General features: G+C 41.2%; 25 protein-coding genes. 18 read left to right on the forward strand and 7 right to left on the reverse strand.

Going from position 1 to position 24860, the window contains the following annotated elements:
• Position 1: 1 nt before the first annotated feature.
• The 6 genes from PASHI_RS19775 to pseB form a co-directional block, all read right to left on the reverse strand.
• Entirely contained in the window at positions 2-826 is an 825-nt protein-coding gene (locus tag PASHI_RS19775; protein WP_062566794.1) for a hypothetical protein, read from the reverse strand.
• A 91-nt stretch (positions 827-917) separates the two neighbouring features.
• The gene (locus tag PASHI_RS19780; protein WP_062566795.1) at positions 918-1949 is read right to left on the reverse strand and encodes a radical SAM/SPASM domain-containing protein; all 1032 of its coding nucleotides are present in this window, start codon (positions 1947-1949) and stop codon (positions 918-920) included.
• 52 nt (positions 1950-2001) lie between these two features.
• Complete coding sequence (locus PASHI_RS19785) at positions 2002-3141, reverse strand: Gfo/Idh/MocA family protein (protein ID WP_062566796.1); 1140 nt, start codon at positions 3139-3141, stop codon at positions 2002-2004.
• 60 nt (positions 3142-3201) lie between these two features.
• Positions 3202-4086 carry an aldo/keto reductase gene (locus PASHI_RS19790; RefSeq protein WP_062566797.1) on the reverse strand — a complete coding sequence of 295 codons (885 nt, stop codon included), beginning with the start codon at positions 4084-4086 and terminating at the stop codon, positions 3202-3204.
• Positions 4083-5246 carry a UDP-4-amino-4,6-dideoxy-N-acetyl-beta-L-altrosamine transaminase gene (gene pseC / locus PASHI_RS19795; protein ID WP_062566798.1) on the reverse strand — a complete coding sequence of 388 codons (1164 nt, stop codon included), beginning with the start codon at positions 5244-5246 and terminating at the stop codon, positions 4083-4085. The genes PASHI_RS19790 and pseC overlap by 4 nt, the downstream gene beginning before the upstream one ends.
• 8 nt (positions 5247-5254) lie before the next feature.
• Positions 5255-6256: a UDP-N-acetylglucosamine 4,6-dehydratase (inverting) gene (gene pseB, locus PASHI_RS19800; RefSeq protein WP_062566976.1), complete on the reverse strand. Its 1002-nt coding sequence runs from the start codon at positions 6254-6256 to the stop codon at positions 5255-5257.
• Between the two features lie 193 nt (positions 6257-6449).
• Between pseB and PASHI_RS19805 the strand changes: the two genes are divergently transcribed.
• Both PASHI_RS19805 and PASHI_RS19810 read left to right on the forward strand, forming a co-directional pair.
• Entirely contained in the window at positions 6450-7235 is a 786-nt protein-coding gene (locus tag PASHI_RS19805; RefSeq protein ID WP_062566799.1) for a flagellin N-terminal helical domain-containing protein, read from the forward strand.
• Between the two features lie 142 nt (positions 7236-7377).
• Entirely contained in the window at positions 7378-8817 is a 1440-nt protein-coding gene (locus PASHI_RS19810) for a sigma-54 dependent transcriptional regulator (protein WP_062566800.1), read from the forward strand.
• 33 nt (positions 8818-8850) lie between these two features.
• On the opposite strand, the gene PASHI_RS19815 is transcribed toward PASHI_RS19810, so the two are convergent.
• Positions 8851-9438, reverse strand: a complete 588-nt coding sequence (locus tag PASHI_RS19815; RefSeq protein WP_062566801.1) for a DNA-3-methyladenine glycosylase I — start codon at positions 9436-9438, stop codon at positions 8851-8853.
• A gap of 127 nt (positions 9439-9565) precedes the next feature.
• Between PASHI_RS19815 and PASHI_RS19820 the strand changes: the two genes are divergently transcribed.
• The 16 genes from PASHI_RS19820 (at position 9566) to fliR (ending at position 24852) form a co-directional block, all read left to right on the forward strand.
• Complete coding sequence (locus PASHI_RS19820; RefSeq protein WP_062566802.1) at positions 9566-10678, forward strand: sensor histidine kinase; 1113 nt, start codon at positions 9566-9568, stop codon at positions 10676-10678.
• Positions 10675-12078, forward strand: a complete 1404-nt coding sequence (locus PASHI_RS19825) for a sigma-54-dependent transcriptional regulator (protein WP_062566803.1) — start codon at positions 10675-10677, stop codon at positions 12076-12078. Before PASHI_RS19820 ends, PASHI_RS19825 begins: the two co-directional genes overlap by 4 nt.
• A gap of 170 nt (positions 12079-12248) precedes the next feature.
• The gene (gene fliE / locus PASHI_RS19830; RefSeq protein ID WP_054562183.1) at positions 12249-12581 is read left to right on the forward strand and encodes a flagellar hook-basal body complex protein FliE; all 333 of its coding nucleotides are present in this window, start codon (positions 12249-12251) and stop codon (positions 12579-12581) included.
• Positions 12582-12601: 20 nt separating this feature from the next.
• Complete coding sequence (gene fliF / locus PASHI_RS19835; protein ID WP_054562182.1) at positions 12602-14317, forward strand: flagellar basal-body MS-ring/collar protein FliF; 1716 nt, start codon at positions 12602-12604, stop codon at positions 14315-14317.
• Positions 14310-15350, forward strand: coding sequence for a flagellar motor switch protein FliG (fliG, locus tag PASHI_RS19840; RefSeq protein WP_054553274.1), 1041 nt, complete (start codon positions 14310-14312; stop codon positions 15348-15350). Before fliF ends, fliG begins: the two co-directional genes overlap by 8 nt.
• Positions 15351-15353: 3 nt before the next feature.
• The gene (fliH, locus tag PASHI_RS19845; protein ID WP_062566804.1) at positions 15354-16172 is read left to right on the forward strand and encodes a flagellar assembly protein FliH; all 819 of its coding nucleotides are present in this window, start codon (positions 15354-15356) and stop codon (positions 16170-16172) included.
• A gap of 17 nt (positions 16173-16189) precedes the next feature.
• Entirely contained in the window at positions 16190-17524 is a 1335-nt protein-coding gene (gene fliI, locus PASHI_RS19850; protein ID WP_062566805.1) for a flagellar protein export ATPase FliI, read from the forward strand.
• Entirely contained in the window at positions 17524-17979 is a 456-nt protein-coding gene (fliJ, locus tag PASHI_RS19855; RefSeq protein ID WP_062566806.1) for a flagellar export protein FliJ, read from the forward strand. The genes fliI and fliJ overlap by 1 nt, the downstream gene beginning before the upstream one ends.
• Positions 17980-18079: 100 nt before the next feature.
• Positions 18080-20518 carry a flagellar hook-length control protein FliK gene (locus PASHI_RS19860; RefSeq protein WP_062566807.1) on the forward strand — a complete coding sequence of 813 codons (2439 nt, stop codon included), beginning with the start codon at positions 18080-18082 and terminating at the stop codon, positions 20516-20518.
• Positions 20519-20590: 72 nt separating this feature from the next.
• A complete protein-coding gene (gene fliL / locus PASHI_RS19865) occupies positions 20591-21112 on the forward strand; it encodes a flagellar basal body-associated protein FliL (RefSeq protein ID WP_054562177.1) in 522 nt (173 codons plus the stop codon).
• Between the two features lie 9 nt (positions 21113-21121).
• The gene (gene fliM / locus PASHI_RS19870) at positions 21122-22213 is read left to right on the forward strand and encodes a flagellar motor switch protein FliM (protein ID WP_054553268.1); all 1092 of its coding nucleotides are present in this window, start codon (positions 21122-21124) and stop codon (positions 22211-22213) included.
• A 22-nt stretch (positions 22214-22235) separates the two neighbouring features.
• Positions 22236-22637 carry a flagellar motor switch protein FliN gene (gene fliN, locus PASHI_RS19875; protein WP_054553267.1) on the forward strand — a complete coding sequence of 134 codons (402 nt, stop codon included), beginning with the start codon at positions 22236-22238 and terminating at the stop codon, positions 22635-22637.
• A complete protein-coding gene (gene fliO / locus PASHI_RS19880) occupies positions 22634-23017 on the forward strand; it encodes a flagellar biosynthetic protein FliO (protein ID WP_062566808.1) in 384 nt (127 codons plus the stop codon). The genes fliN and fliO overlap by 4 nt, the downstream gene beginning before the upstream one ends.
• A 4-nt stretch (positions 23018-23021) precedes the next feature.
• Positions 23022-23762, forward strand: a complete 741-nt coding sequence (fliP, locus tag PASHI_RS19885; protein WP_054553265.1) for a flagellar type III secretion system pore protein FliP — start codon at positions 23022-23024, stop codon at positions 23760-23762.
• Between the two features lie 40 nt (positions 23763-23802).
• Complete coding sequence (gene fliQ / locus PASHI_RS19890; RefSeq protein ID WP_058586388.1) at positions 23803-24072, forward strand: flagellar biosynthesis protein FliQ; 270 nt, start codon at positions 23803-23805, stop codon at positions 24070-24072.
• The gene (gene fliR / locus PASHI_RS19895) at positions 24073-24852 is read left to right on the forward strand and encodes a flagellar biosynthetic protein FliR (protein ID WP_062566809.1); all 780 of its coding nucleotides are present in this window, start codon (positions 24073-24075) and stop codon (positions 24850-24852) included.
• The last annotated feature ends 8 nt before the right edge of the window (positions 24853-24860 follow it).

The following is a 24860-nucleotide window of genomic DNA, read 5'->3' on the forward strand; positions in this document are numbered from 1 at the left end:
CTTAAAGAGGTGTTAATTTTATAAACCTCATTAGACATGGACGCCTTTCTGATATTAATAGAGCTCTATTGTCATCAGTAAAGTGGCGTAGTTCAGGGTAATTAAAGCAACTTCTATCAACCGGTTTCAATGGTTCAATTTTAAAATGTTTTGCTGCATTCATAAGCAGAGTGCGATATTTATTTATAAAATCATCTGCCCAGTTATGTATTTCAATAATGATGGTGCAATTTTTCAGTACAGCTAGGACTTCAGTAGTTAGTAATTCGAACTCAAAACCTTCGATATCTATTAACACTAGCGCGTTTTGAACATCTTCTTCAGATAGTTTTTCAAGACTCTGTAGATTTGCCTCACCGTAGATTGTTAAGCTTCCCAAAGAACCATTATTTATCCAATTTTGATGAATTACTTCCTGGCCCTTTTGGCTTTGCTCAAAGCATATAGCGTTGTTTATTTTTTTCGAATTTAGAATACCGCACGCATAATAGCCATCAGCAGCACCTATATCTATGAAGTTAGAATACTCATCTTGTTTGATATTAGAAATGATATCGAGTATTTCTTTCTCATATAGCCCAAGTAACATTGAGCCAAGATCTAATTTACCCCACCAAGTGTCCTTATTTAACTTGAGCCCTTTAAATGGACCATAAGAAACTTGGCCTTTCAATAGATCGTAACATTCTAAAGAAATCCGTTCCTGTCTCTGCTGGACGGTTTCGTTTCTCCATATAGCTAAATTGTTATCACTAACTTTAGATTGACTATCTAGAATTGGCTTAAAATAGCTTAGTTCAGTTTCAATTAAATTTTTAATATCCATATGTATCCTATGGTTATAGTCATTAAAAAGCTGTTAATATTGAAATACATAAATAGACTAAACTCCTAGCTGAAGGGTAGCAAAGTGAGATTTAATCAAATTTAGTTTGGCAGTCGATCTTTTCAGGAATAGAAAAGTCTTTAATCTCAGCTAATAGCTCTTTTCTTGACTTATCTTCAGAATATGAACTAAAGTCTCTAACCGTACATTCAGAGCAAATACCCGTTTTCTCACTGAAGTCATATAGTGACCGTCTCATCTGGTTTAATTTTTTCGAAGTATATAGGTCAAATAGATTTTGATCAGAAATATTACCAACATTCTCCAAGTTAAATTTGTTATCGTGAAATGATTCACAACATGGCTGAACATTACCGTCATAAAAAATTGTAAACTCACGAAACGGCCTAGCGCAAGGAGAGACTCTTTTGTTTACTTCAGCACTGTTATTCTCAAGTGTGCCGCCCCTATTTGTACCGTCCTTTCTCCAGTCTGGCCATTGAATCAATATTCTGACACCTTCTACATAGCATGAGAAAGAGTTGTTTAATTCAATGAAAGAAATATCTAATTCATCATCAATGAAATTATATTCAAGCCTTTTCAGTATCTTAAGTAATCTACGCTGAATTATTGTATTATCTTGATTGACATTAGGTAACGGGTGTAATGTAACGCAAATATGATTTAACCCACTATTAGAAAGGTCCTTTAGTAAAGGTAATCGCAAAAAATCACCATTTGAGTTAAACCCAATGTGTGCAGCTGGTAGGTATTTGCGAATAGTACAAATTTTATCAGCTAGTTTCTTATCTAAAAGCGGTTCATTATAAAGGTTTAGTGATATTTTGTTATCGTATCGGATCTCTGATAATTCTTTGCAGACTTTTTCTATCAGGTTCTCTTTCATATAAGACTGAGAGTTTTGTCTATCAGAAAAACTGACAGGGCAATAATCACACTTTCGGTTACACTCGTAAGATAACTCAAGGTTAATGACTTCAACATGTCTTTTAAATAACACTCTTTTATCAATTTCTTTTAAGTTACCTGTACTGGTATCCCCCATAAGCAATTTTAAGTTTTTCTTGCCATTGAACCCTACCATTTGAAAATAGTGCATACATTTTCCTTCAATAACTTTTCTGAAATATTTTTATTGTGTAGAAGAGACATCAATAAACTTTGACCCACGCTTTCTCTTTTACAGAGCTATTTGCTGCAGAAAATAAATTCAAGCCGTCTTTTGCTTGCTCTAAGCCAAATACATAGTCACTTTTTTTATCTGTACCAGCTAAGTAACAGCAAAGTTCTTCGTAAATATCTGTATATAAATTAGAAAAAGCTTCAACAAATCCTGTTGGGTGACCTGGCTTCATTCGGTTATATCTAAATTGGTTAGCATACTCACACTGTCCGGCTCTATCTAAGATTTCTCTGCGCCCGTCATTGTAGTTTAACTCTAATTCATCAGGGTTTAGTTGGAACCAACGCGCGCTTCCTTTGTCACCGTATATTCTGATTTGAAGTCCATTGCGGTGACCTATCGCCGTTTTTGACATCCACATACTACCCTTTATGTTATTTGGGTAGTTCAGCAACATATTTACATCATCAATTAAATTTGGGTATTGAGAATGGTTAGTAAATTGTGCGATTGTTTCCGTTGGCTCCATTTCAAGTAAGTATGTTGATAAGTGGTGTAAATGCACTCCTAAATCCAAGCAAATAGTTGGCACTTCAAAATCTTTTAAACGCCATGCTTGTGGCATCGATGGTTTACCTGCAATATCTGGCGGCCTTCTGAATCCTTCTTGTGGCATTTCAAGGTGAATTTTTTGGATAGTGCCAAGTGCACCTTGCTTTACTAGGTGTTTCAACTCTCTGACCATCGCATAGCCACTGTAGTTGTATGTAACAGCTAGAAAGTGTTTATTTTTATCGTAGCAGGCTTCAATTTCAGCGACTTCTGCAGGGCCGGTAACAAGTGCTTTTTCGCAAATAATCGGTAAATTCGCCTTTAGAAGCGTGGTTATTACCTCAATATGATGGGGTGTTGGTGTCAGTATAACAAATGCATCAACATGGTTTTTCTCTTGCTCTACAAGCTCTTGCCAATCGTTGTATAAGTGCTTTTCTGAAACTCCCCATCTCTGCGCTGTTGCACTATTTTCATCGGGATTTCTTGAAAAGGCACCTGCAACTACTGCAAACTTGTTATCGAGTTGACTTGCGGCGAAGTGAACATAGCCTACAGCTGAGTTATTACCACCGCCAATAAAGGCAAGTTTTAATTGTTTATTGTTGTCATTCATATATATCTGCCTTTTTTGATCATAGCCATTTATCGGCAATCAATCATTTTTCTAAACTATTTATAGTTGCCAATTTGCTGGATTGGTGAGTCTTGGATCATTTACAGTCATTTCATTGAGCACGTCGTGAGAGATTTTGATGCTGCTTTGATAGGCCTCTAAAATTTGCTCTAACTCAGACTCTGAGTTCACACCGACAACTATTTTATCTATTTCATCTTCTTTTAAAGCATATGCAAGGCTGAGTGTTAGTGCCGATACACCAAGATGCTGCGCTAACTGATGAAATGATTCTAAATTTTGCTTCCAAGGTTTAAAGTAACTAGCTAACTCATTGATGGGCATTAATAACAAGCCTTGTAAAAAACAAGATCTAGCGTGCACTTGAGTATTGTTTTTACTTAGTAATGAAAGAGCGCCAGTGTCTTTAAAGTAGGTATCAAATGCATTATAAGGTATTTGCACAAGGTTTATTTCGCTCAACTGTGTGAAGCTATCCATCTCAGCACCTGAATACAAAGAAACTCCTTTACTCGCTAATTGATTTTCTAATTGTCGTTGTTTTAAACACGCTAAAACGGGCGCTACACCTTGTTTCTCAATGTCGCTTGCTTCGTGAAATAGGATTGCGTTTAGTTTTTGAGTTTTAAAATCTGAAAAACATTGCTCAATTAATGCAATGTAATTATCTGCATCCTGATTAGAAAATTGCTCTTTTTGTAGAGGAGGTAACTTAGTAACTATGTTAAAGCTGTCATTAATCGAAGGATAGGATGCCAACACTTTGTGACTTTCGCCGTAACCAAGCGCGGTATCTAATGTTGTAATGCCTGCGTCTTTTGCAATATCTAAAATGGCATGAGCCTTGGCAATGCTTGGTTGACCACGCTTATTACTGACACCGTAATTTAAGCCAAATTGCACTGTACCTAGAGCAAGCTTCATACTAAACCAATCAATGTATCGATAACTAATTGCTGCTCATCTTCTGTCATAGTTGGGTGCAGAGGAATAGTAACAGCCTGTTTGTAGTAAGTTTCTGCATTTGGATAATCACCTTCCGAAAAGCCTAAAGCTTGATAATAAGGCTGTAAATGGATCGGTATATAATGCAAGTGAGCAATAACTCCTTGCTCGCGCATACCTGTAATGACTGACTTGTGTTTTTCTACGTTACATTGGGTTAAACGAACAATATATAAATGGTAGCTAGAGTAACAATCATCCGATTGTGTTAAATGAGCTAGCGTTGAATTTGCAAACGCATGGTTATATGTTGTTGCAATGTCGTTTCTCACTGATACAAAGTTGTCTAGCTGCTTTAACTGACTCAGTCCTAAAGCGGCTTGCATATCAGTCATTCTATAATTAAAACCAAGCTCTAACTGTTGATAATACCAAGGGCCGTGACTTGGCTCGGTCATTTCTTCAGGAATATTAGTAATACCATGGCTTCGCAAGCGGCTCATTTTTTTGTTGAGCTCAGCACAGTTGGTAACCGCCATCCCCCCTTCAGCAGATGTAATTATCTTGACTGGATGAAAGCTAAACACAGTAATATCTGAATAAATACAGCTGCCAACAGGCTTATCTTTGTACTTCGCGCCAATAGCATGCGAGGCATCTTCAATAACCTTAAAACCATACTCTTTGGCAAGTGCTTTGATTGCTGCCATATCGCATGACTGACCAGCTAAATGAACAGGGATCACGACTTTAGGAAGTTGCTGGCTTTGTTTGGCTAACGTTAGCTTTTCTTGAAGCGCTGCAACAGACATATTGCCTGTTTCAAGGTCGATATCAACAAAATCGATGTCTGCGCCACAATACAGGGCGCAGTTACTCGATGCGACAAAGGAGATTGGCGACGTCCATACAATGTCACCTTTACCTACGCCTAAAGCAAGGCAAGCAATATGTAACGCTGAAGTCGCACTGTTAGTGGCACAGGCATAGTGAGCATCACAATATTCTGCAATGGCACTTTCAAATGCTGGAACAGCAGGGCCCTGTGTTAACCAGTCAGACTTTAATACATCAATTACGGCATTGATGTCTTCTTGCGAAATACTTTGTTTGCCGTAAGGAATTACCTTATTCGTCATAATAAATTTTACAATAATGCTTGAACATTGAAGTTTTTAATTTCTTCAATACTCATATATTCAGGGTTATCAAGCGAGTTATACTCGAAACCTTGGGTAACTTTTTTGCCTTTTTCACCAATAGCATTCACAGTAAAATCATTGCTACGACTACTGAATTTTATACCCGGAGCGATAACAAAGTGGTCGCTATATTCGTACGTTTCAAAGCATAAGTCGGCCGGGCACATGACCTCATGTAACTTTTCACCTGGTCGAATACCTATAACCTTAATTGGTAATTCAGGTGCCATTGCTTTGGCAAGATCAGTAATACGAATTGAAGGGATCTTCGGAACGAAAATTTCGCCACCTAACATACGCTCAAAGTTAGTTAAAACAAAATCAACACCTTGTTGCAGGCTAATCCAAAAGCGAGTCATTTCTTCATGAGTAATTGGTATATGGTCGCGGCCTTGGTCGATAAACTTTTGGAAAATAGGCACAACAGAGCCACGCGAACACACTACGTTACCGTATCTTACTACTGAAAAAGTTGTTTTATGGCCGCCAGCAATATTATTAGCAGCAACAAATAACTTGTCTGATGCAAGTTTTGTCGCACCATATAAGTTGATTGGATTCGCGGCTTTATCAGTCGACAGTGCAATGACTTTTTCTACGTTATTATCAAGGGCGGCGTCAATTACATTCTCTGCGCCATTGATATTAGTTTTGATGCACTCCATTGGGTTGTATTCAGCGGCTGGAACTTGTTTTAATGCTGCTGCGTGAATCACATAGTTCACGCCGCGCATAGCACGGCGAAGCCTTTCTTTATCGCGTACATCACCAATAAAATACCGCATACACGGTTGGTCAAACTCTTGCTGCATTTCAAACTGTTTGAGTTCGTCCCGTGAGAAGATAATAATCTTCTTGGGTTTATAACGTTCTAGAAGCGTTTTGACGTATTTTTTACCGAATGAACCGGTACCACCGGTAATTAAAATTGTTTTATTGTCGAACATAGTGTTACCCGAGTTATTTTTCATTGGCGTTTGATACGCAAAGTGAGAATTTTGACACAATTCTCAGTAATTTAACTATTAACTAATACACTAGCAAGTCAGATGCCAAGTTAATTTATCTAAACCATGGTACAAAGTACAAAATTTGGCAAATTAAGCTATAATTTAAGCAATCGGTTTGTCGGAGGCCGCCATGAAAATTCAATCACCCAATACCGGGTTTTTAAACCAAACTCAGCAAACGGGTAATAAGCTTACTGAGCAACTAGCATCAGGTAAAAAAGTAAACTCAGCGGCAGATGATGCCGCTGCACTGCAAATTATTGATCGATTAACATCGCAGCAAGATGGCTACAGTCAAGCAATTAACAATGCTTACGACGGCATTTCTTACTCACAAGTGACAGAGTCAAATCTATCTGGTGTAAATGATGCCGTTTCTCGCATTCGAGAGCTGTCTATTCAAGCGGGTAATGGTGCGCTCACAGACAGTGATAGGGCTGCACTTCAAGAAGAAGTGTCGCAATTACAAACGCAAATATCAGAAACATTCGAAAATGCCACATTCGGTGGTAAACCTCTATTTGATGGTGAGCAAGTGTCGTTTCAAGTTGGTCCTGATGCCAACACCACACAATCAGTGACGCCATCTGATGGCAGTATTGCTTCAGTTATTGCAGGAATCGATATTTCAACCCAAGCAGGAGCTCAAGCTGCGATTGATATTAGCGACCAAGCAGCTGAGGAAATTAACACCCAAAGAGCTGAGCTAGGCGCTTTTCAAAACACCTTGGCGAGTACGATAAAAGGTTTAGGCAACCAGCGAGAGAACATTGCTGCGAGCCAAAGCCGAATAGAAGATACTGACTATGCAAAAGCTGTGTCTGATCAAGTAGCTAATGATATTTTATCGCAAGCATCGATTGCCTTACGTGGTCAGGCAAATCGTTCAGCCGAATCTATATTAGGTTTACTTTAATTCTTTAGTATTAAATTTTAGTGCTAAGTGACTATTTTTTGGCGTTGATGTCAATAAATTGCCGCTTAGCGCTTGCATCCCTCCTAAACTCGCTTACAATTTAGAAATTAACTAACCTCGTGGTAACTGTGGTTCGCCAATAATGATCTTAATTTTAGACAATAATAATAATCGTGCGATAGGTTTACATGCAGCACTTACCTTCATTGGTGAAACTGCACAATTAGTTGATGAGACTACATTACAGTCTTTTTGTGAAAAACATCAACAGCAAGAATGTATGGTCATTCTTGGTGCTTTACAGCAGCTAAATCACGAGGCTGTGATCAAACAGTTTCCTGCCATTCCGTTTTTATTAATTGGTGAAACACTCAAACCGTTACTAAGCATTGCTAATGTAGTTGGTTTAATTTGTGAGCCGTTTAACCATGATGTTACTACTCAGCTATTGCATGATTGTCAGCAATATCAGCGCATGCTACCGGGTGACCATAAACAAGCTAAATCTAACAAATCATTTGATGGTTTAGTCGGTGAAACCGAAGCCGTAAAAGATGTGCGCTTTTTAATTGAACAAGTAGCTAAAACCGATGCCAATGTGCTGATCTTAGGTGAGTCAGGCACAGGTAAAGAAGTTGTTGCACGTAACGTTCATTTACTCTCTAAACGAAATACCGGGCCATTTGTGCCGGTAAACTGTGGTGCTATCCCAGGCGAGCTTCTTGAAAGTGAGCTATTTGGCCACGAAAAAGGTGCTTTTACGGGCGCTATTTCTGCACGAAAAGGGCGTTTTGAATTAGCGCAAGGCGGTACGCTGTTTCTAGATGAAATTGGTGATATGCCTTTGCAAATGCAGGTTAAACTACTACGTGTGTTGCAAGAGCGTAGCTATGAGCGAGTAGGGGGTACTAAGCCTATTCAAGCTGATGTACGAATTATTGCTGCAACCCATCGCAATCTTGAAGAAATGATTGAACAGGGCGACTTCCGTGAAGACCTTTTCTATCGTTTAAACGTATTTCCAATTGAAAACCCTTCGCTTAGTGAGCGTGCCGACGACATTCCTCTACTTTTAAAAGAGCTAATGCGTCGTGTGAACGAGCAAAGTGGCACAACGGCCAAATTTACTGAGCGTGCGATTCAAAGCTTAAAAGAGCATGCGTGGCCGGGGAATATTCGTGAGCTTGCTAACTTAGTTGAGCGCATGGTAATCATGTTCCCTGATAAAGTAGTTGATGTGCCAGACCTTCCAGCTAAATATCGTTATATTGAAGTTGAGGCTTATGAGCCTGAGTACCCAGAAGAGTTGATGGAGCGAGATGCTTTCAACGATATTTTCAGTACTGGCTTTAGTGATTATGATGATGAAGAACCTGATGTACCAGCAACAACGGTTGACTCAGGTTTACTACCAGATGAAGGAATTGAGCTGAAAGAGTATCTTGCTGAGCTAGAAATTAGCTTAATCAGCCAAGCATTAGAGCGCTATGATTACGTTGTTGCACGTGCTGCCGAAATTTTAGGTGTTAGGCGCACCACACTGGTCGAAAAAATGAAGAAATACAACCTAACGCGTGACTAAGCTGCGTTAGGTGTCTTCCTCGGTTTTATCTTTTTAATATTCACTAATTATCTCAGCTTTTCTAAAGCAATCATTGCTATGGTCATTTACCATGCCACAGGCCTGCATGTGGGCATACACCGTCGTCGGGCCTAAAAACTTAAAGCCGCGCTTTTTTAAATCTTTGGCGAATGCTGTTGAGGCTTCAGTAATAGCAGGGTAATCCTCTAATTTATCAAGGTTGTTTACCAATGGCTTGCCACCAACAAACTGCCATTGGTAATTTGAGAAACTACCAAACTCTTTTTGAATCTCAATAAAACGTTGCGCATTATTGATAGTGGCTGCGATTTTAGCGCGATTACGAATAATACCTTCAAACTGCATTAACCTTTCGACGTCGTCTTCGGTCATTTTGGCAACCTCTTCGACAACAAAGTTTTTAAAGGCACTGCGATAGCCATCACGCTTTTTAAGTATGGTATACCAACTCAGTCCCGCTTGTGCTGACTCTAAGGTTATAAATTCAAATAAGCGGTGATCATCATACAATGGCACCCCCCATTCTTGGTCGTGATAGGCCACATAATCTTCTTTGCTGGTATCGAGCCATGGGCAACGGCAATGGTGTTCTTTTTGCATTATTCCCTCGCGATTGTCATTTTTTTGTCAGTGTTATTTGGTCTTTAATTTATTGAAATAAAACAAAAATAAATTTGGTACGGATTGTGCATTTAGCTTGGTAGACACGATTTTTTGAGTATCGATTATGGCCTTAGCAAATGTCCTAAAACCACAATTTATCACAGCCAAACAATATAACCCATGCTTACAACAAGAAGAGTATGTTGGTGAATTGAGTGAGCTGCGCCTACAAGCCAGTTGGTTAGGTCATTTGGTTGATACCATGCCTGCGGGTGTGGTGGTTTTAGATGGCCGAGGCATGATCGCAAAAGCCAATCAAATTGCCATTGATATGCTAGGTGAACCCCTCGAAGGTGAAAAGTGGTTTAGCGTAATTCAACGCTCATTTCGACCACAGCAAGACGATGGACATGAAGTATCACTTAAGGATGGCCGTTTAATTAAGCTTGATATTACTGCGCTTGCTCCAGAGCCAGGACAGTTAATTTTAATGACAGATTTAACTGAAACCAGACGCTTACAAAAGCGAGTTGCACATATGCAGCGCTTAAGTGCGCTTGGCAAAATGGTTGCTTCGCTTGCTCATCAGGTCAGAACACCGTTATCAGCGGCCATGCTGTATGCCGCAAATTTAGGCTCAAAGCGATTGCCTGAAAGCTCGCGTGGCAACTTTCATACGAAGCTAATGTCGCGTTTAAAAGACTTAGAAACCCAAGTGAACGATATGCTGTTATTTGCCAAAAGTGGTGAGCAACAAGTTGTCGAAAGCGTTTCAATGCAACAGTTACTTAATGAAGTAAAAGCCGGTGCTGATGCTATGGTTGCACAAAATAACAGTGAACTTAGCGTGAACTTGCCTGAGCCAGATATTGAAATTATGGGTAATAAAACTGCTCTGGCGAGTGCTATTCAAAACCTGATCCACAATAGTATTCAAATTATTGGCTCTGAGGCTGTGGTAACCCTGAGTGCCGAACGTGACGAAACTAGCGAAAACTGTGTTCGTATAAGTGTCAGTGATAATGGCCCAGGTGTTGATTTACGTCATGCCAACAAATTATTCGAACCTTTTTACACTACCAAAAGCCAAGGCACGGGGCTTGGACTTGCAGTTGTAAGTTCAGTCGCCAATGCGCACCAAGGACGGGTTGAAGTGACTAATAATGCTCATGGGGGAGCATGTTTTAGTTTGATCTTGCCAATTAGTGCAGAACCAATGTCAGCGGAGGCAAAATGAATACTAACTCTATTTTAGTCGTTGAAGACGACGCAGGCTTACGAGAAGCACTGATCGATACCCTTGAAATGTCGGGTATTGATTGCGTTGCTGCAGATAGCGCCGAACAAGCGATGATCTTGCTTAAGCAAAATAGCTATTCATTGGTTGTTAGTGATGTGCAAATGGGCGCTATGAGCGGCCTTGACCTACTACGTAGCATTAAACTTAATTATCCTGAGCTGCCGGTCTTAATGATGACGGCCTATGCCACTATTGATGATGCTGTAGAAGCAATGCGTTTAGGCGCGATTGATTACATGGCAAAGCCGTTTGCTCCAGAAGTGCTCCTTAATATGGTGAGTCGTTATTTGCCTGAAAAGGAAAAAGAAACCGATGGCCCAATTGTTGCCGATCCGTCAAGTATTAAGCTATTAGAGCTCGCGAGCAAAGTTGCCCGCTCAGATGCCAGTGTAATGGTACTCGGCCCAAGTGGCTCGGGTAAAGAAGTCTTGGCTCGTTTTATCCACGATAAATCAAATCGTAGCGATGCCCCCTTTGTGGCTATTAACTGCGCTGCTATTCCTGAAAACATGCTTGAAGCAACCTTATTCGGTTACGAAAAAGGGGCGTTTACCGGCGCTATTCAAGCCTGTCCGGGTAAATTTGAGCAAGCTCAAGGTGGTACCATCTTACTTGATGAAATCACTGAGATGGATTTAGGCTTGCAAGCTAAATTACTGCGTGTACTTCAAGAGCGCGAAGTAGAGCGCTTAGGCGGTCGTAAAACCATAGAGCTTGATGTTCGCGTACTTGCTACAAGTAACCGAGATTTGAAAGAAGCGGTGAGCGAAAACCTATTTAGAGAAGATTTATATTATCGCTTAAATGTATTCCCGCTAATGTGGAAACCATTAGCAGAGCGTCCTGGCGACATTATTGTATTGGCTGAGCATTTAATTGAGCGTCATTGTCTGAAAAGTAAAGAGCCTATCGCTCAACTAAGTGAGGGTGCGAAACAAAAGCTGCTATCGCATGCTTGGCCAGGTAATGTACGAGAGCTTGATAACGTTATTCAACGGGCGTTGATATTATGCGATGGGAATAGTATTCATCAAGATGATGTCTTTATTGAAGAGTTGCTTACGGTTGATATCAAGCCAGTCGCTACGCCGCCACACAACGCACCGGCATATCAAGAACAGCCTGTTGAAGTTAATTTAGATACCGTGCCACAAGTGAGTGAGCAAGGTAATTACAAAGACGAGCTGAAAGACAAAGAGCATCGTATTATTTTAGAAACCTTAGCGCGCTGTAATGGTAAACGCAAAGAGGTTGCAGAAACCTTAGGTATTAGTCCGCGCACGTTACGTTATAAACTGGCGCAAATGCGAGACTTGGGTATAGCCTTACCTGCATAAACTCCTTCCAAAAAGTTGCTCAAACAAGCTCACATTTTTGTGAGCTTGTTTGCTGTCAAAACTCTGACATGCAAAATTAATGATTCAAGCCATTGAATTTAAATGGTTTATTTTGTGGCACGGTTTGTGCTTTATCAGTGTATAAGTAAACTGCATTGTCAGAGAGTATTATGAAAGTTCAAAACAGCGCATTATTTCAAGAAATGCAAGCTATGGCTTCAGAAGTAGGCCGTAGTAACTCAATTAATAATTTACCAACACAAACTCAGCCAACATCGTCGGCACAGTTTGGTGATTTACTTACCAATGCACTTGATACAGTGAATGGCTTACAACAAGATGCTAAGCAAAAAGTAACAGCAATGGAAATGGGCGATCGCAGTGTTTCTTTAGCTGACGTAATGATTGCTTCGCAAAAATCATCAGTCGCGTTTGAAGCTACGGTGCAAGTTCGAAATAAACTTGTTGAAGCTTATAAAGAAATCATGAACATGCCTGTGTAACTAGGTAGTGGAGAATTATTGTGGCGCAATCTAATCAATCAACTGATCTAGCCTTAGCAGGCGGCGGTATCGACTCAACCGATACTGATGATCAACAAGAGCAAAAGTCAGGCTACCTAAGTGCCTTAAACGGTGTAGATGTTTTACGCCAGGTTACTTTAGTGATCGCTTTGGCAATCTGTTTGGCTATCGCAATTTTTATTATTATTTGGGCTCGTCAACCAGATATGCGTCCGCTTGGCAAAATGCCAACGGAAGAGCTTATTCAAACGCTGGACTTTTTAGACGCTCAAAAGATTGATTATGAACTTGATGGTAACGTCATCTCTGTTGAAGAAGGTGAATACCAAAACATTAAATTATTGATGGCTCGTGAAGGTCTAGAGCAAGCGCCAAGCTCAGGTACTGACATCATCATGCAAGACATGGGGTTTGGTGTTAGCCAACGCCTTGAACGTGAACGTTTAAAACATGGTCGTGAGCAACAGCTTGCACGTACCATCGAAGAGCTAAAAAATGTTACTCGCGCCAAAGTACTTTTAGCTATTCCAAAAGAAAACGTATTTGCTCGTCGTGAAAAACAACCTTCAGCGACGGTAGTGCTTACTTTAAAACGCGGTCGTACACTTGACGGTGAAGAAGTTGACTCAGTAGTTGATATTGTTGCCTCAGCAGTCCAAGGTTTATCGCCAGAGCGTGTTACTGTTACCGATCAAAATGGTCGCTTACTTAATTCAGGTTCACAAAACTCACTTGCTGCTCGCTCTCGTAAAGAGTATGAAATTGAACGTAAGCGTGAAGAAGAGTACTTAAATAAAATCGATAGCATCCTTATTCCAGTTGTAGGCTTAGGTAACTATACCGCGCAAGTCGATTTAAATATGGACTTTAGTGCAGTCGAAGAAACACAAAAACGTTATAACCCAGACTTACCAGCAGTGCGCAGTGAAACCACGTTCGAAGAAAACAACATCGGTGGTCTTGCAGTGGGCATTCCTGGTGCGCTAACGAATCAGCCGCCAGTTAACTCTAATATTCCAGAAATTGCAGGCCAAGGTGGAGCAGGCTCAGCAACGAACCCAAGTCGTTCGCATAAAGAAGCAACACGTAACTATGAGCTTGATACAACTATTTCGCATAAGCGTCAGCAAACCGGTGTTATCCGTCGCATCAGTGTTTCAGTTGCCGTTGATTATGTACCGCAGGTGGGTGAAAATGGTGAAACAACCATGGTTCCTCGCTCTGTAGAAGCATTGTCAAATATTCGTCGTTTATTACAAGGCGGTGTTGGTTTTGATATGCAGCGTGGTGATGCACTTGAGGTTGTCACAGTGCCATTTGTTCGTGAAGATGCTGGTGAAGCGATTGAAGTTCCACTTTGGGAGCAAGATTGGTTCATGAAGATGCTACGCTTAGCATTAGGTGCACTGGTTATCATCGTACTGATTGTCTTTGTAGTAAGACCTATGCTGAAACGTCTAATTTACCCAGACGATACACTAGAAGAATATGATGAAGATGCATTAAGTGCAGGTGTAGATATTGGTGATAGCACGCTAGATATGCTAAATAAAGACTTTGACTCTGCTGCTGTAGGATTCTCAAGTGATGGTACACTACAGCTGCCAGACTTACATGGCGATGAAGATTTACTCAAAGCAGTTCGTGCATTGGTTGCAAATGAACCAGAACTGTCTTCTCAAGTAGTGAAAGCGTGGTTAACAGAAGATGACTGATCAAGAACAAAAACAACTACCACCGGCGTTTGATGTTGATAAATTAGACGGTGTGGATAAGGCGGCAATTTTATTGCTGAGCTTATCAGAAGAAGATGCTGCGCAAATCCTTAAGCACTTAGAGCCAAAGCAAGTGCAAAAAGTGGGTATGGCAATGGCTGCGCTAGATGATTTATCGCAAGCGAAAATTAGCGCAGTCCATAATTTGTTTATTGAGCAAATTCAGAGCTTCAGTACCATTGGCTTCCAGTCTGAAGACTTTATCAAAAAAGCCCTTACAGCAGCGCTTGGTGAAGACAAGGCAGCCAGCCTTATTGACCAAATTGTTATGGGCTCAGGGGCGAAAGGTCTTGATTCATTGAAGTGGATGGATTCAAAGCAAGTGGCGAATATTATTCGCAACGAGCACCCGCAAATTCAAACCATTGTTTTATCGTATTTAGAGCCAGAGCAATCAGCGGAAATCTTGTCGCAATTCCCAGAAAAAGTGCGCTTAGATTTAACTATGCGTATTGCAAACCTTGAAGAAGTTCAACCAGCAGCATTGCAAGAGTTGAATGAAATCATGGAGAAACAGTTCGCAGGTCAAGCTGGTGCGCAAGCTGCGAAAATGGGTGGCTTGAAAGCGGCTGCTGATATCATGAACTACCTAGATACCAATGTTGAAGGTCAGTTAATGGATTCAATCCGTGAACACGATGAAGAGATGTCACAGCAAATCCAAGACCTTATGTTTGTCTTTGAGAACTTAATGGATGTTGAAGACCGTGGTATTCAAGCGATCCTTCGTGAAGTACAGCAAGATGTATTAATGAAAGCAATTAAAGGTACTGACGAAGCATTAAAAGAGAAGATTTTGGGTAATATGTCAAAACGTGCTGCTGAATTACTCGCTGATGATCTTGAGGCAATGGGCCCTGTTCGTATTAGTGAAGTAGAAGCGGCACAGAAAGAAATTCTTTCTACGGCACGTCGTTTAGCTGACTCAGGCGAAATTATGCTTGGTGGCGGTGGTGGTGAGGAGTTCCTGTAAGCCATGAGTAAGTCTTCATTTCATACAGGACGCCCAGTGCATGCCAGTGAGGCTGCCGATGAATTATTGGAAAACTGGCCAATTCCTGAAGTGACGCAAGATACAACAAAACTCGCCGGACGTTCAACGGCATATGGCACGCCTTTAGCTGACTTATATCGTAAAGAGCAGCAAAAGCAGCAGGCCGAAGAGCAGCCAGAAGAGCCTGAAATTCCGTCGCTAACAATGGCTGAGCTTGAAAAAATCCGTCAAGATGCCTACGAAGAAGGATTAAAGCAAGGCCATGAGCAAGGCTATATAGATGGTTTTGAAAAAGGCGCACATGAGGGAAAAGAAGCTGGCTTTAAAGAAGGTGTTGAGCTTGGTAAGGAGCAAGGCCAAGAAGAAATAAAGCCAATTTTAGAAGAGCAGCTGACCAACTTAAGAAGCTTACTTGATAGCCTTTCTCAACCATTATGTAAAGTCGATGAAAGTGCCGAAAAGCAGTTAGTGCAGTTAGCTGTAATGTTAACTGAAGTTTTAGTTTACCAAGAAATTAAAACCTCACCAGAAGTCATTTTACATGCTTTGAAGCAAGCTATTGATGCGTTAGGTGAAGAACAAGCGAAAGTACGTATTCACTTACATCCTGATGATATTGCTTTAATTACCGAAAGTTATGGCGAACAAACTATCGCAGATAACCACTGGCAGTTAGTTGCAGAGCCGACTTTAGAACGTGGTGGCTGCGAAATTAAAACCCCGCAATCATCCCTCGACATGACAATAAAAACCCGCGTCAAAGAAACGTTGGAAAACTTTTTGCATAGCAGTGGTATCTAATACTTTTTAGGCTCATTATGAGTGTTCAATCAATGACTCTAAGCGAACGCTTACAGCGCTATGAAAAAAATATCAAGGCCCCAAAACCAGCTGTTGCCGGTATTCTGACGCGTGTCGTTGGTTTAACGCTAGAAGCAAAAGGGCTTAGAGCACCTGTTGGCAGTCAATGTAAAATTGAAACCATTAACGGCTTTGTTGATGCTGAAGTCGTTGGTTTTAATGACCAAACACTTTACTTGATGCCAAATGATCACATCTCTGGCGTACTGCCTGGTGCACGAGTTATCCCAAAGCTAAATGAAACTGGGTTGCCTGTCGGCATGAGTTTACTTGGCCGTGTAGTGGATGGCCTTGGTCGGCCACTTGATGGCTTAGGTGCCATTAATGCTGAGCATCACTTAAAGTTTGCGCAAAACTCAATTAACCCTCTTGCAAGACGACCAATTAGTCAGCCTATGGATGTAGGTGTTCGAGCCATCAACTCCGTTATTACCGTAGGTCAAGGCCAGCGTATGGGTCTGTTTGCAGGCTCTGGTGTCGGTAAATCAGTGTTACTGGGTATGATGACTCGCGGCTCTGAAGCAGATGTAATTGTGGTAGGTCTTGTGGGTGAACGTGGTCGTGAGGTAAAAGAGTTCATTGAAGAAATTTTAGGTGTTGAAGGGCGTAAGCGCTCAGTGGTGGTTGCAGCTCCTGCGGATGCTTCACCATTAATGCGTTTAAAAGGCTGTGAAAGTGCAGTGACCATTGCGGAATACTTTCGCGATCAAGGTCTTAACGTATTGTTATTACTTGACTCCGTTACCCGTTATGCCATGGCGCAACGTGAAATTGCCCTAGCAGTTGGCGAGCCTCCTGCGACTAAGGGGTATCCGCCTTCAGTATTTGCTAAACTGCCTGCGCTGGTGGAACGTGCCGGTAATGGTGGTGAAGGGCAAGGTTCAATCACCGCGTTTTTCACTGTGCTTAGTGAAGGGGATGATATGCAAGATCCAATTGCTGACTCTGCTCGCGCTATATTAGATGGCCACATTGTTTTATCTCGAGATTTAGCTGACAGTGGTCATTATCCGGCTATTGATATCGAAAAATCGATTTCTCGTGTTATGCCACAAGTTGTATCTGAAGCGCATATGCAACAAGCTCGAGTGCTAAAACAAGTGTATTCAATGTACCAACAGAACAAAGATATGATCACACTAGGTGCGTACCAAAAAGGCACCGACCCTATGCTTGACCAAGCAATTAATATGATGCCACGTGTGAATCAATTCCTTCAGCAAGGCATGAAAGATGTGATCAGTTATGATGATGGTCTGCAAGGTCTTGCGCAGTTATTAGGACAAGGTTAATGGCTCAAAGTAAACTTGATTTATTGTTAAAGCTTGAGAGTGATAAAGAAGAATCTTTACGCATGGATTATTTAAAAGCCCAGCAGCACTTACAAAGCAATCAACAAAAACTGCAAGGGCTGAATAACTTTCGCATGGAGTATTCTCAGCAGCTGCATTTGAAAGGTCGCTCTGGTTTGTCTAGTGCTGGGTTTAGTCAATATCATGCCTTTATCGCAAAAATTGAAGAAGCAATACGCCAGCAAGCCAGCACAGTAAATACTGCAAAACAAGTTGTTACGCAGCGCAAAGCATTGTGGTTAAAACAACAAGTGAAAGCAAAAGCAGTAGCGAAATTAATCGAAAAGCAAGCTGAAAAACAAGCAATGCAAGTGGCTAAAGCGGAGCAAAAAATGCTGGATGAATTCGCTTCAAATCAGTTTTATCAACGTCAACTTAAAAACGCACTTCTCTAAAATACTATCTTTTTTAGGCATGTTAATTGCATTTACCTAACCAGTAGCATTAATTTTGGCACTTGCGGCGGCAAATTGCCTCTTTAGTTTTAGGTGAATTATGGCGATCAGTGATATCAATTTGCAGGTTAAAACTGAGCAAGGTACTGGTTTTTCAGGCAAAGACTCAGAGTCTAGCGACAAAGCATCGGGCTTAAGTTTTTTAACTTCACTTACAGAAGCAAGTGAAGCGGCAAACGCGCAAGCAAATACCACCCCTCAAACAAAAAGTGATGCAGATACTCATTCTGTTGATGAAACTAAAGCTGTCAGTATTTCTGAAGAGTCTAAATCAGATGCCAAATTAGGCGACGAAAACACAACTGCTGATGCTAAAGTTGCAACTGCTACCACGTCTACACAGCAGCAATCTAAAACAAGTCCAGATATTCGTAATGAAGCTGTAACTAAAGAGCAAAGCGATGAACTTGCTCTTGTAGAAGATGAAGAAAACTCACTGCTTTCGCAAATTAATGCGGCTCAAGCTATGAGTACGCGTGTTAATAAATTGATTGAAAATAATGATTTTAGTCCTGTAGTTGTTGATAAAAAACCAACCCCAATCGATACCATTACACCTGTTATACCTTCACCGATGACAGACGTTGCACAAACCGATGATTCAAAAGCCGACGCTGAAGGCGACAATTCAATAGCAAGCTTATTACATAAGTCTAAAGTTGCGACAGCGGTAGATAGCCAGCTAAAAGCGATTGGCGATTTACCACCAAAAGATAGCGTGACTCCGATTGTTGATGGTCCATTAACAGACAAAGAAAAGCAGGGTGTTTCAGCTGTTAATACGCCGGATACAAAACCTCAGGTAGCTAACTTTGCCAGTGCAACACAAACAACTGACAGTAAAGAGACCACCGTTGATGTAGACGCTCTGTTAAATAGCGCTCAGAAACAGGCTGTGAATTCAGGCGCTACAAAAACATCTGATGGCAAAGAACTTGGCGTAAATGAGGCAAGTAAAACTGTTTTAAATAAGGTGGTTGCAGATTTAAATAGCGATGCTCAAGTAGATACAAAAACAGCTGAAGTTAATTCAAAACAAACACAAAGCTACACTGACAAAACAGCAGCAAATTTCAGTGCTGAGCAAAGCATTGCTAAAAACATTGAAGCTGGCACGGCAAAAGTGGCAGATAAACCAGCTGACGCAGCTGCCAAAATTGATCAAGCCGTAACAGAAAAACCAGTTTTAGATAAACCAGTAACAGATAAGTCAATCGTTAGCTTGCTGGCCAAAGTACAAAGTGGCGATGGACAGGCTGTAAGTGAGTTCGCTAAAGGTGTATCGCTAACCTCTGATCAACAAAAGCAACTTGAGCAACAAATAAATCAACTTAAAGCTGATAATAAGCTCGGTGCTGATGAGGTGGCAACAATCAAGTCGCTATTGACTGATGTGAACAGTAGTAAGCCTACAACGCAAACTGCACAGAGTCCTGTATCACAACTTGCTGTAGAGCAAGACATTGCTGAAGAAAGCCAGGCAAAACAAGATGCTAAATTAGCTGACAATAAGGCTCTCGATAACAAATTACCTACAGGTGTAGAAAAGCAAATCACGGCGCTGACTAAGGATGAGCAGCAAGCATTGTTAAACAAAGTGAACACTCAGCTGCAAACGTTAACGCCGGGCACTGCTCAGTACGAAAAATTAGCTGCAGCTCAAACTGTGCTGACAGAGGCTATAAATGCCCCTGCAACAGCCAGTACTGCGATGCCAGTAACCGCAGCAACAGTTAATGTTGAAAATAATAAAGCGAAACAAAATAATACCGCGCAAATTACAGCCGATGTGACAAAAGTAGTTGCTAGTGAAGAAGTAACCACAGAGCTTGATACAAAAATTAATACAGAACGTACACAGGAAACTGTTACTGTGCGTGTAGCTCAATTATTTACCCAGCTAACGACTCAAGCAAATGCAACAACACAACCAGGTGCCTATGAGATGGCTCATCAGCAATATGAGCAAGCACTAGAAGTACAAACAATGCATACACAAACAACTGCTCAAACTCAGACTCAATCTAAATCGGTGAATGTTGACCCTGGTGTAATGCAAGCGATTAATATCATAAAAAGTGATGCTGCAAAGATGCTTCAAGAGCGAGTTAGCGCGTTACTAAATATTAATAATAAAGAAGCTGAAATTCGCTTAGATCCGCCAGAAATGGGCAGTATGCAAATTCGTATACGTAGCGATGCGGAGCAAGCTCAAATTAATTTTGTTGTTCAAAATCAGCAGGCTAAAGAAGCTTTAGAGCAATCAATGCCACGCTTACGAGAAATGCTTGCACAGCAGGGTATTGAGCTTGGTGAAAGTAGTATTCAGCAGGGTAACCCTGAGCAACAACAAGAGCAGTCTGGGCAAGGGCAGCTTGCTGGAAATCAACAAGCTGAGGAGCAGCAGCAAGAAGTAACAGCACAAAGCACAGAAACTTCTCGACAACAATCTTCATCATCAATAGATTACTATGCATAAGTCCTGCTATTATAAGAAATAAAATAGTTACAGCGCGATAAACAGCTTGCTGTAACTTTGAGGGAAGTGACAATGGCCGAAGAAGCAAATTTAGAAATAGAAGATACGGGTAAAGGCAAAAAGAAGCTGATTATCATCATTGCTGCTGTAGTGTTGATTGCTGGTGCTGCTGCGGGTTACTTTTTATTTATGGGCGATGATGCCCCTGAAGAAAGCCTAGCAGATGAAACCACAGTGACAGAGGCGGCTGCACCATCTAGCTCTGCACAGATTGGTTCGGCACTGTATGTCGCAATGCCACGCCCATTTGTATTTAATGTACCCGGTGCTAGTCGCGACCGTATTGTACAAATAAAAGTTCAGCTACTTGTTCGCGGTGAAGTGAACGAAGAAACTGCCAAAAAGCATATTCCACTTATCGAAAGTACCTTACTTGGCGTTCTTTCAACAACGACCGCAGATGAATTAGGTACCAGTGAAGGTAAAGAGTCAGTACGTGTTGCTGCACTTGAAAAAGTACAATCAGCATTAAGTGATGTTGAAGGTAGCAAAGTGATAGAGCGGGTATTATTTACCGGCTTTGTGATGCAATAAGGGGTCAGCGTGAGCGATTTATTATCTCAAGACGAAATTGATGCGCTCTTACATGGCGTTGATGAAGTCGAAGAGGAAGATATTCACGAAGGTGATGACTTAGACAGTAATACCTTACAGTATGACTTTTCATCACAAGATCGTATTGTTCGGGGTCGTATGCCGACCTTGGAGATCGTGAATGAACGTTTTGCCCGTCATATGCGAATTAGCCTATTTAACATGATGCGCCGCACCGCTGAGGTGTCGATTAACGGCGTACAAATGATTAAATTTGGCGAATATATTCATACCTTATTCGTGCCAACTAGTTTGAACATGGTACGTTTTCGTCCGTTGAAGGGCACCGGCCTAATTACCATGGAAGCCCGATTAGTATTCATTTTAGTGGATAACTTTTTTGGTGGTGATGGCCGCTATCATGCAAAAATAGAAGGCCGTGAATTTACCCCAACAGAACGCCGTATTGTTCAAATGCTGCTTAAAATCATCTTCGAAGATTATAAAGAAGCATGGGCGCCGGTAATGGATGTGTCTTTTGAGTACCTTGACTCAGAAGTTAACCCAGCGATGGCTAACATCGTAAGTCCAACTGAAGTGGTTGTTATTAGCTCTTTCCATATTGAGCTAGATGGTGGTGGCGGTGATTTCCATATTGCATTACCTTATTCGATGCTTGAGCCAATCCGTGAATTACTCGATGCCGGTGTGCAATCAGACACCGAAGACACTGACTTACGTTGGAGTAAAGCATTACGTGATGAGATCATGGATGTTGAGGTCGATTTATCGACTCAATTGCTTGAGGTTGATCTAACGCTACAACAGATTATGGAGCTTAAAGCTGGCGATATTATCCCTGTTGAAATGCCAGAACATATCACCGTATTTGTAGAAGAATTGCCGACCTTCAGAGCGAAAATGGGCCGCTCTCGTGACAATGTGGCACTACAAATTAGCGAAAAAATTAAACGCCCTGAATCAGTTAAGTCAGAACTACATGTGTTCACAAAAGGTGGCAAAAAACTGGATTCAGATGCAGAATTAGCAGAACTAGAAGAAGATCTACATCTATCTGAAGGTGTAGATTTAGACTGGTAGTCGATTTATAAGGTTAAACATAATGAGTGATGATCAAGATACAATGGACGAATGGGCTGCGGCACTAGCCGAAGCTGAAGAAGCTGAGGGTGGCTCAGGCGATGCTGCTGTAGCGGAGCTTGATGAGTTAAAAGATGAAAGACATGAGCTGTCTGGCGACGAAAAACGTAAACTTGATACCATCTTGGACATTCCAGTTACTATTTCGATGGAAGTGGGTCGTTCAAAAATCAACATTCGTAACTTATTACAGCTTAACCAAGGTTCAGTGGTAGAACTAGACCGAGTCGCTGGTGAGCCACTTGATGTATTGGTTAATGGCACCCTGATTGCGCATGGTGAGGTGGTTGTCGTAAACGATAAGTTCGGTATTCGTTTAACTGACGTTATCAGCCAAGTTGAGCGTATTAAAAAGTTACGATGAATGCTTTAGTTGCTTTAACAAGTGCGTCGAGCACTGCATTTCCTTCGGCATCACCGACGGCAGATTTACTGTCTATGGTGATGTCTTTGCTTTTAGTGCTGGTGGTTATTATTGCTTTGGCTTTTTTGGTTAAAAAACTAAATCCAAATCTTGCTAATAGTGATGAATTTAAAGTAGTGCGCAGTTTGCCTTTGGGCTCTCGTGAGCGCTTGATGGTCATTGAAATCGATAACGCTCAGCACTTAATTGGTGTGACCCCGCATAGTATTAACTACCTGCATAAACTAGAAACACCATTACAAGAAAAAGAACTGCCAGAACTTGCCAAAAAATTTGGTAAGTTGCTGAACCCACAATCACCTTCAAATAAAAAGAATTAACGCTATGATCAAGTGGATACTTATTTTAGCAAGTGTGTTGTTTTTGCCGTCGGTTAACGCTGAAGGCATAGAAGCACTGACCATTACCACCAACCCTGATGGCTCTCAAGATTACTCCGTGACGCTACAAGTGTTAGCGATTATGACGGCGCTGAGTTTTATTCCAGCAGCGGTCATTATGATGACTTCATTTACACGGATTATTGTGGTTCTGGCGATATTACGCCAAGCAATAGGCTTACAACAAACGCCATCGAATCAAATTTTGTTAGGTATGTCGCTGTTTTTAAGTATTTTTATTATGGCGCCAATTTATCAGCAAGTGAATGAGCGCGCTATTGAGCCATACTTGAATGAACAAGTTACCTCAGTGCAAGCATTAGAACTTGCCAAAGAGCCAATGAAAGCGTTTATGCTCTCGCAAGTTCGTATAAAAGATTTAGAGACCTTTGCGAAAATAGCGGGTTATGAGCAATTAGACTCGCCAGAAGACACGCCATTGATTGTATTGATCCCCGCATTTGTTACCAGCGAATTGCAAACGGCCTTTATTATTGGTTTTATGTTTTTCATTCCCTTTTTGATAGTTGATTTAGTAGTGGCCTCCGTATTAATGGCCATGGGTATGATGATGCTTTCGCCGATGATTGTATCTTTGCCGTTTAAGATTATGCTGTTTGTATTAGTAGATGGTTGGAGCCTTGTGATGGGCACGCTGGCGAAGAGCTTTGGGCTCGGGGTGTAACAATGCAATTCAAGACACATAATTAGGTAGGAGAGACAAAATGGAACCAGAAATTTTTGTCGATATACTCAGTGACGCGCTATTTTTAGTTATAAAGTTAGTGTCTGCAATCGTAGTACCTGGCTTATTAGTTGGTCTTGTAGTGGCTGTTTTCCAAGCGGCAACATCAATCAATGAGCAAACCTTAAGCTTTTTACCTCGTTTGCTAATTACCATAAGCGCTCTTATTGTCGGTGGCCATTGGTTCACGCAAGAGCTTATGGACTATTTTACCCGTTTAGTGATGTCTATACCGGAGATAGCAGGCTAAATGGAATTTCCATTTGCGGTCATTATTCAATGGCTCAGCGACTTTTTGCTGCCATTAGTGCGTATTAGCTCAATGATTATGATCATGGCAGGCCTTGGCGCGAGAAACGTACCAACCCGAATCAAGCTAGGTTTAGCGATTGTGGTAACCTTTGTTGCTGTGCCTATGCTGCCCCCTGCGACTTTTAATAACCTATTCTCCCTTGAAATGATTCTCGTGGTCATTCAACAAATGCTTATTGGTGTGGCCATAGGCTTTGCATCAACCTTACTACTCAATACATTTGTCCTTGCAGGGCAAATACTCGCGATGCAAACAGGTCTTGGTTTTGCATCCGTTGTTGACCCGTCAAATGGCTTAAACGTTCCTGCAGTTGGTCAGTTTTATTTGATTCTGGCTACCTTACTATTTTTTGTTTTCAATGGTCATTTAATGATGATTCAAATGGTCATTCATAGCTTTGAAGTGCTACCAATTGATGGCAATTGGTGGGCGGTTGATCATTACTGGGATATCGTTACTTGGGGCGGCTGGATGTTTACTACAGCCTTGGTGCTTGCTTTAGCACCACTGACAGCTATGCTGGTTATTAACATGTCGTTTGGTGTAATGACTCGTGCGGCACCACAGTTAAATATTTTTTCGATTGGTTTTCCGTTTACCTTAGTAGCTGGGCTCGTGATTATTTGGGCAACGCTAGGTAACTTCATGACTCAATTTGAGTTTCAGTGGTTAAAAATGGTTGAGTTAATGTGCAGCCTTGTTGGTTGTACACCTTAGGAGCACGC

It is taken from the genome of Pseudoalteromonas shioyasakiensis (assembly GCF_001550135.1).
Lineage (GTDB): Bacteria > Pseudomonadota > Gammaproteobacteria > Enterobacterales > Alteromonadaceae > Pseudoalteromonas > Pseudoalteromonas shioyasakiensis.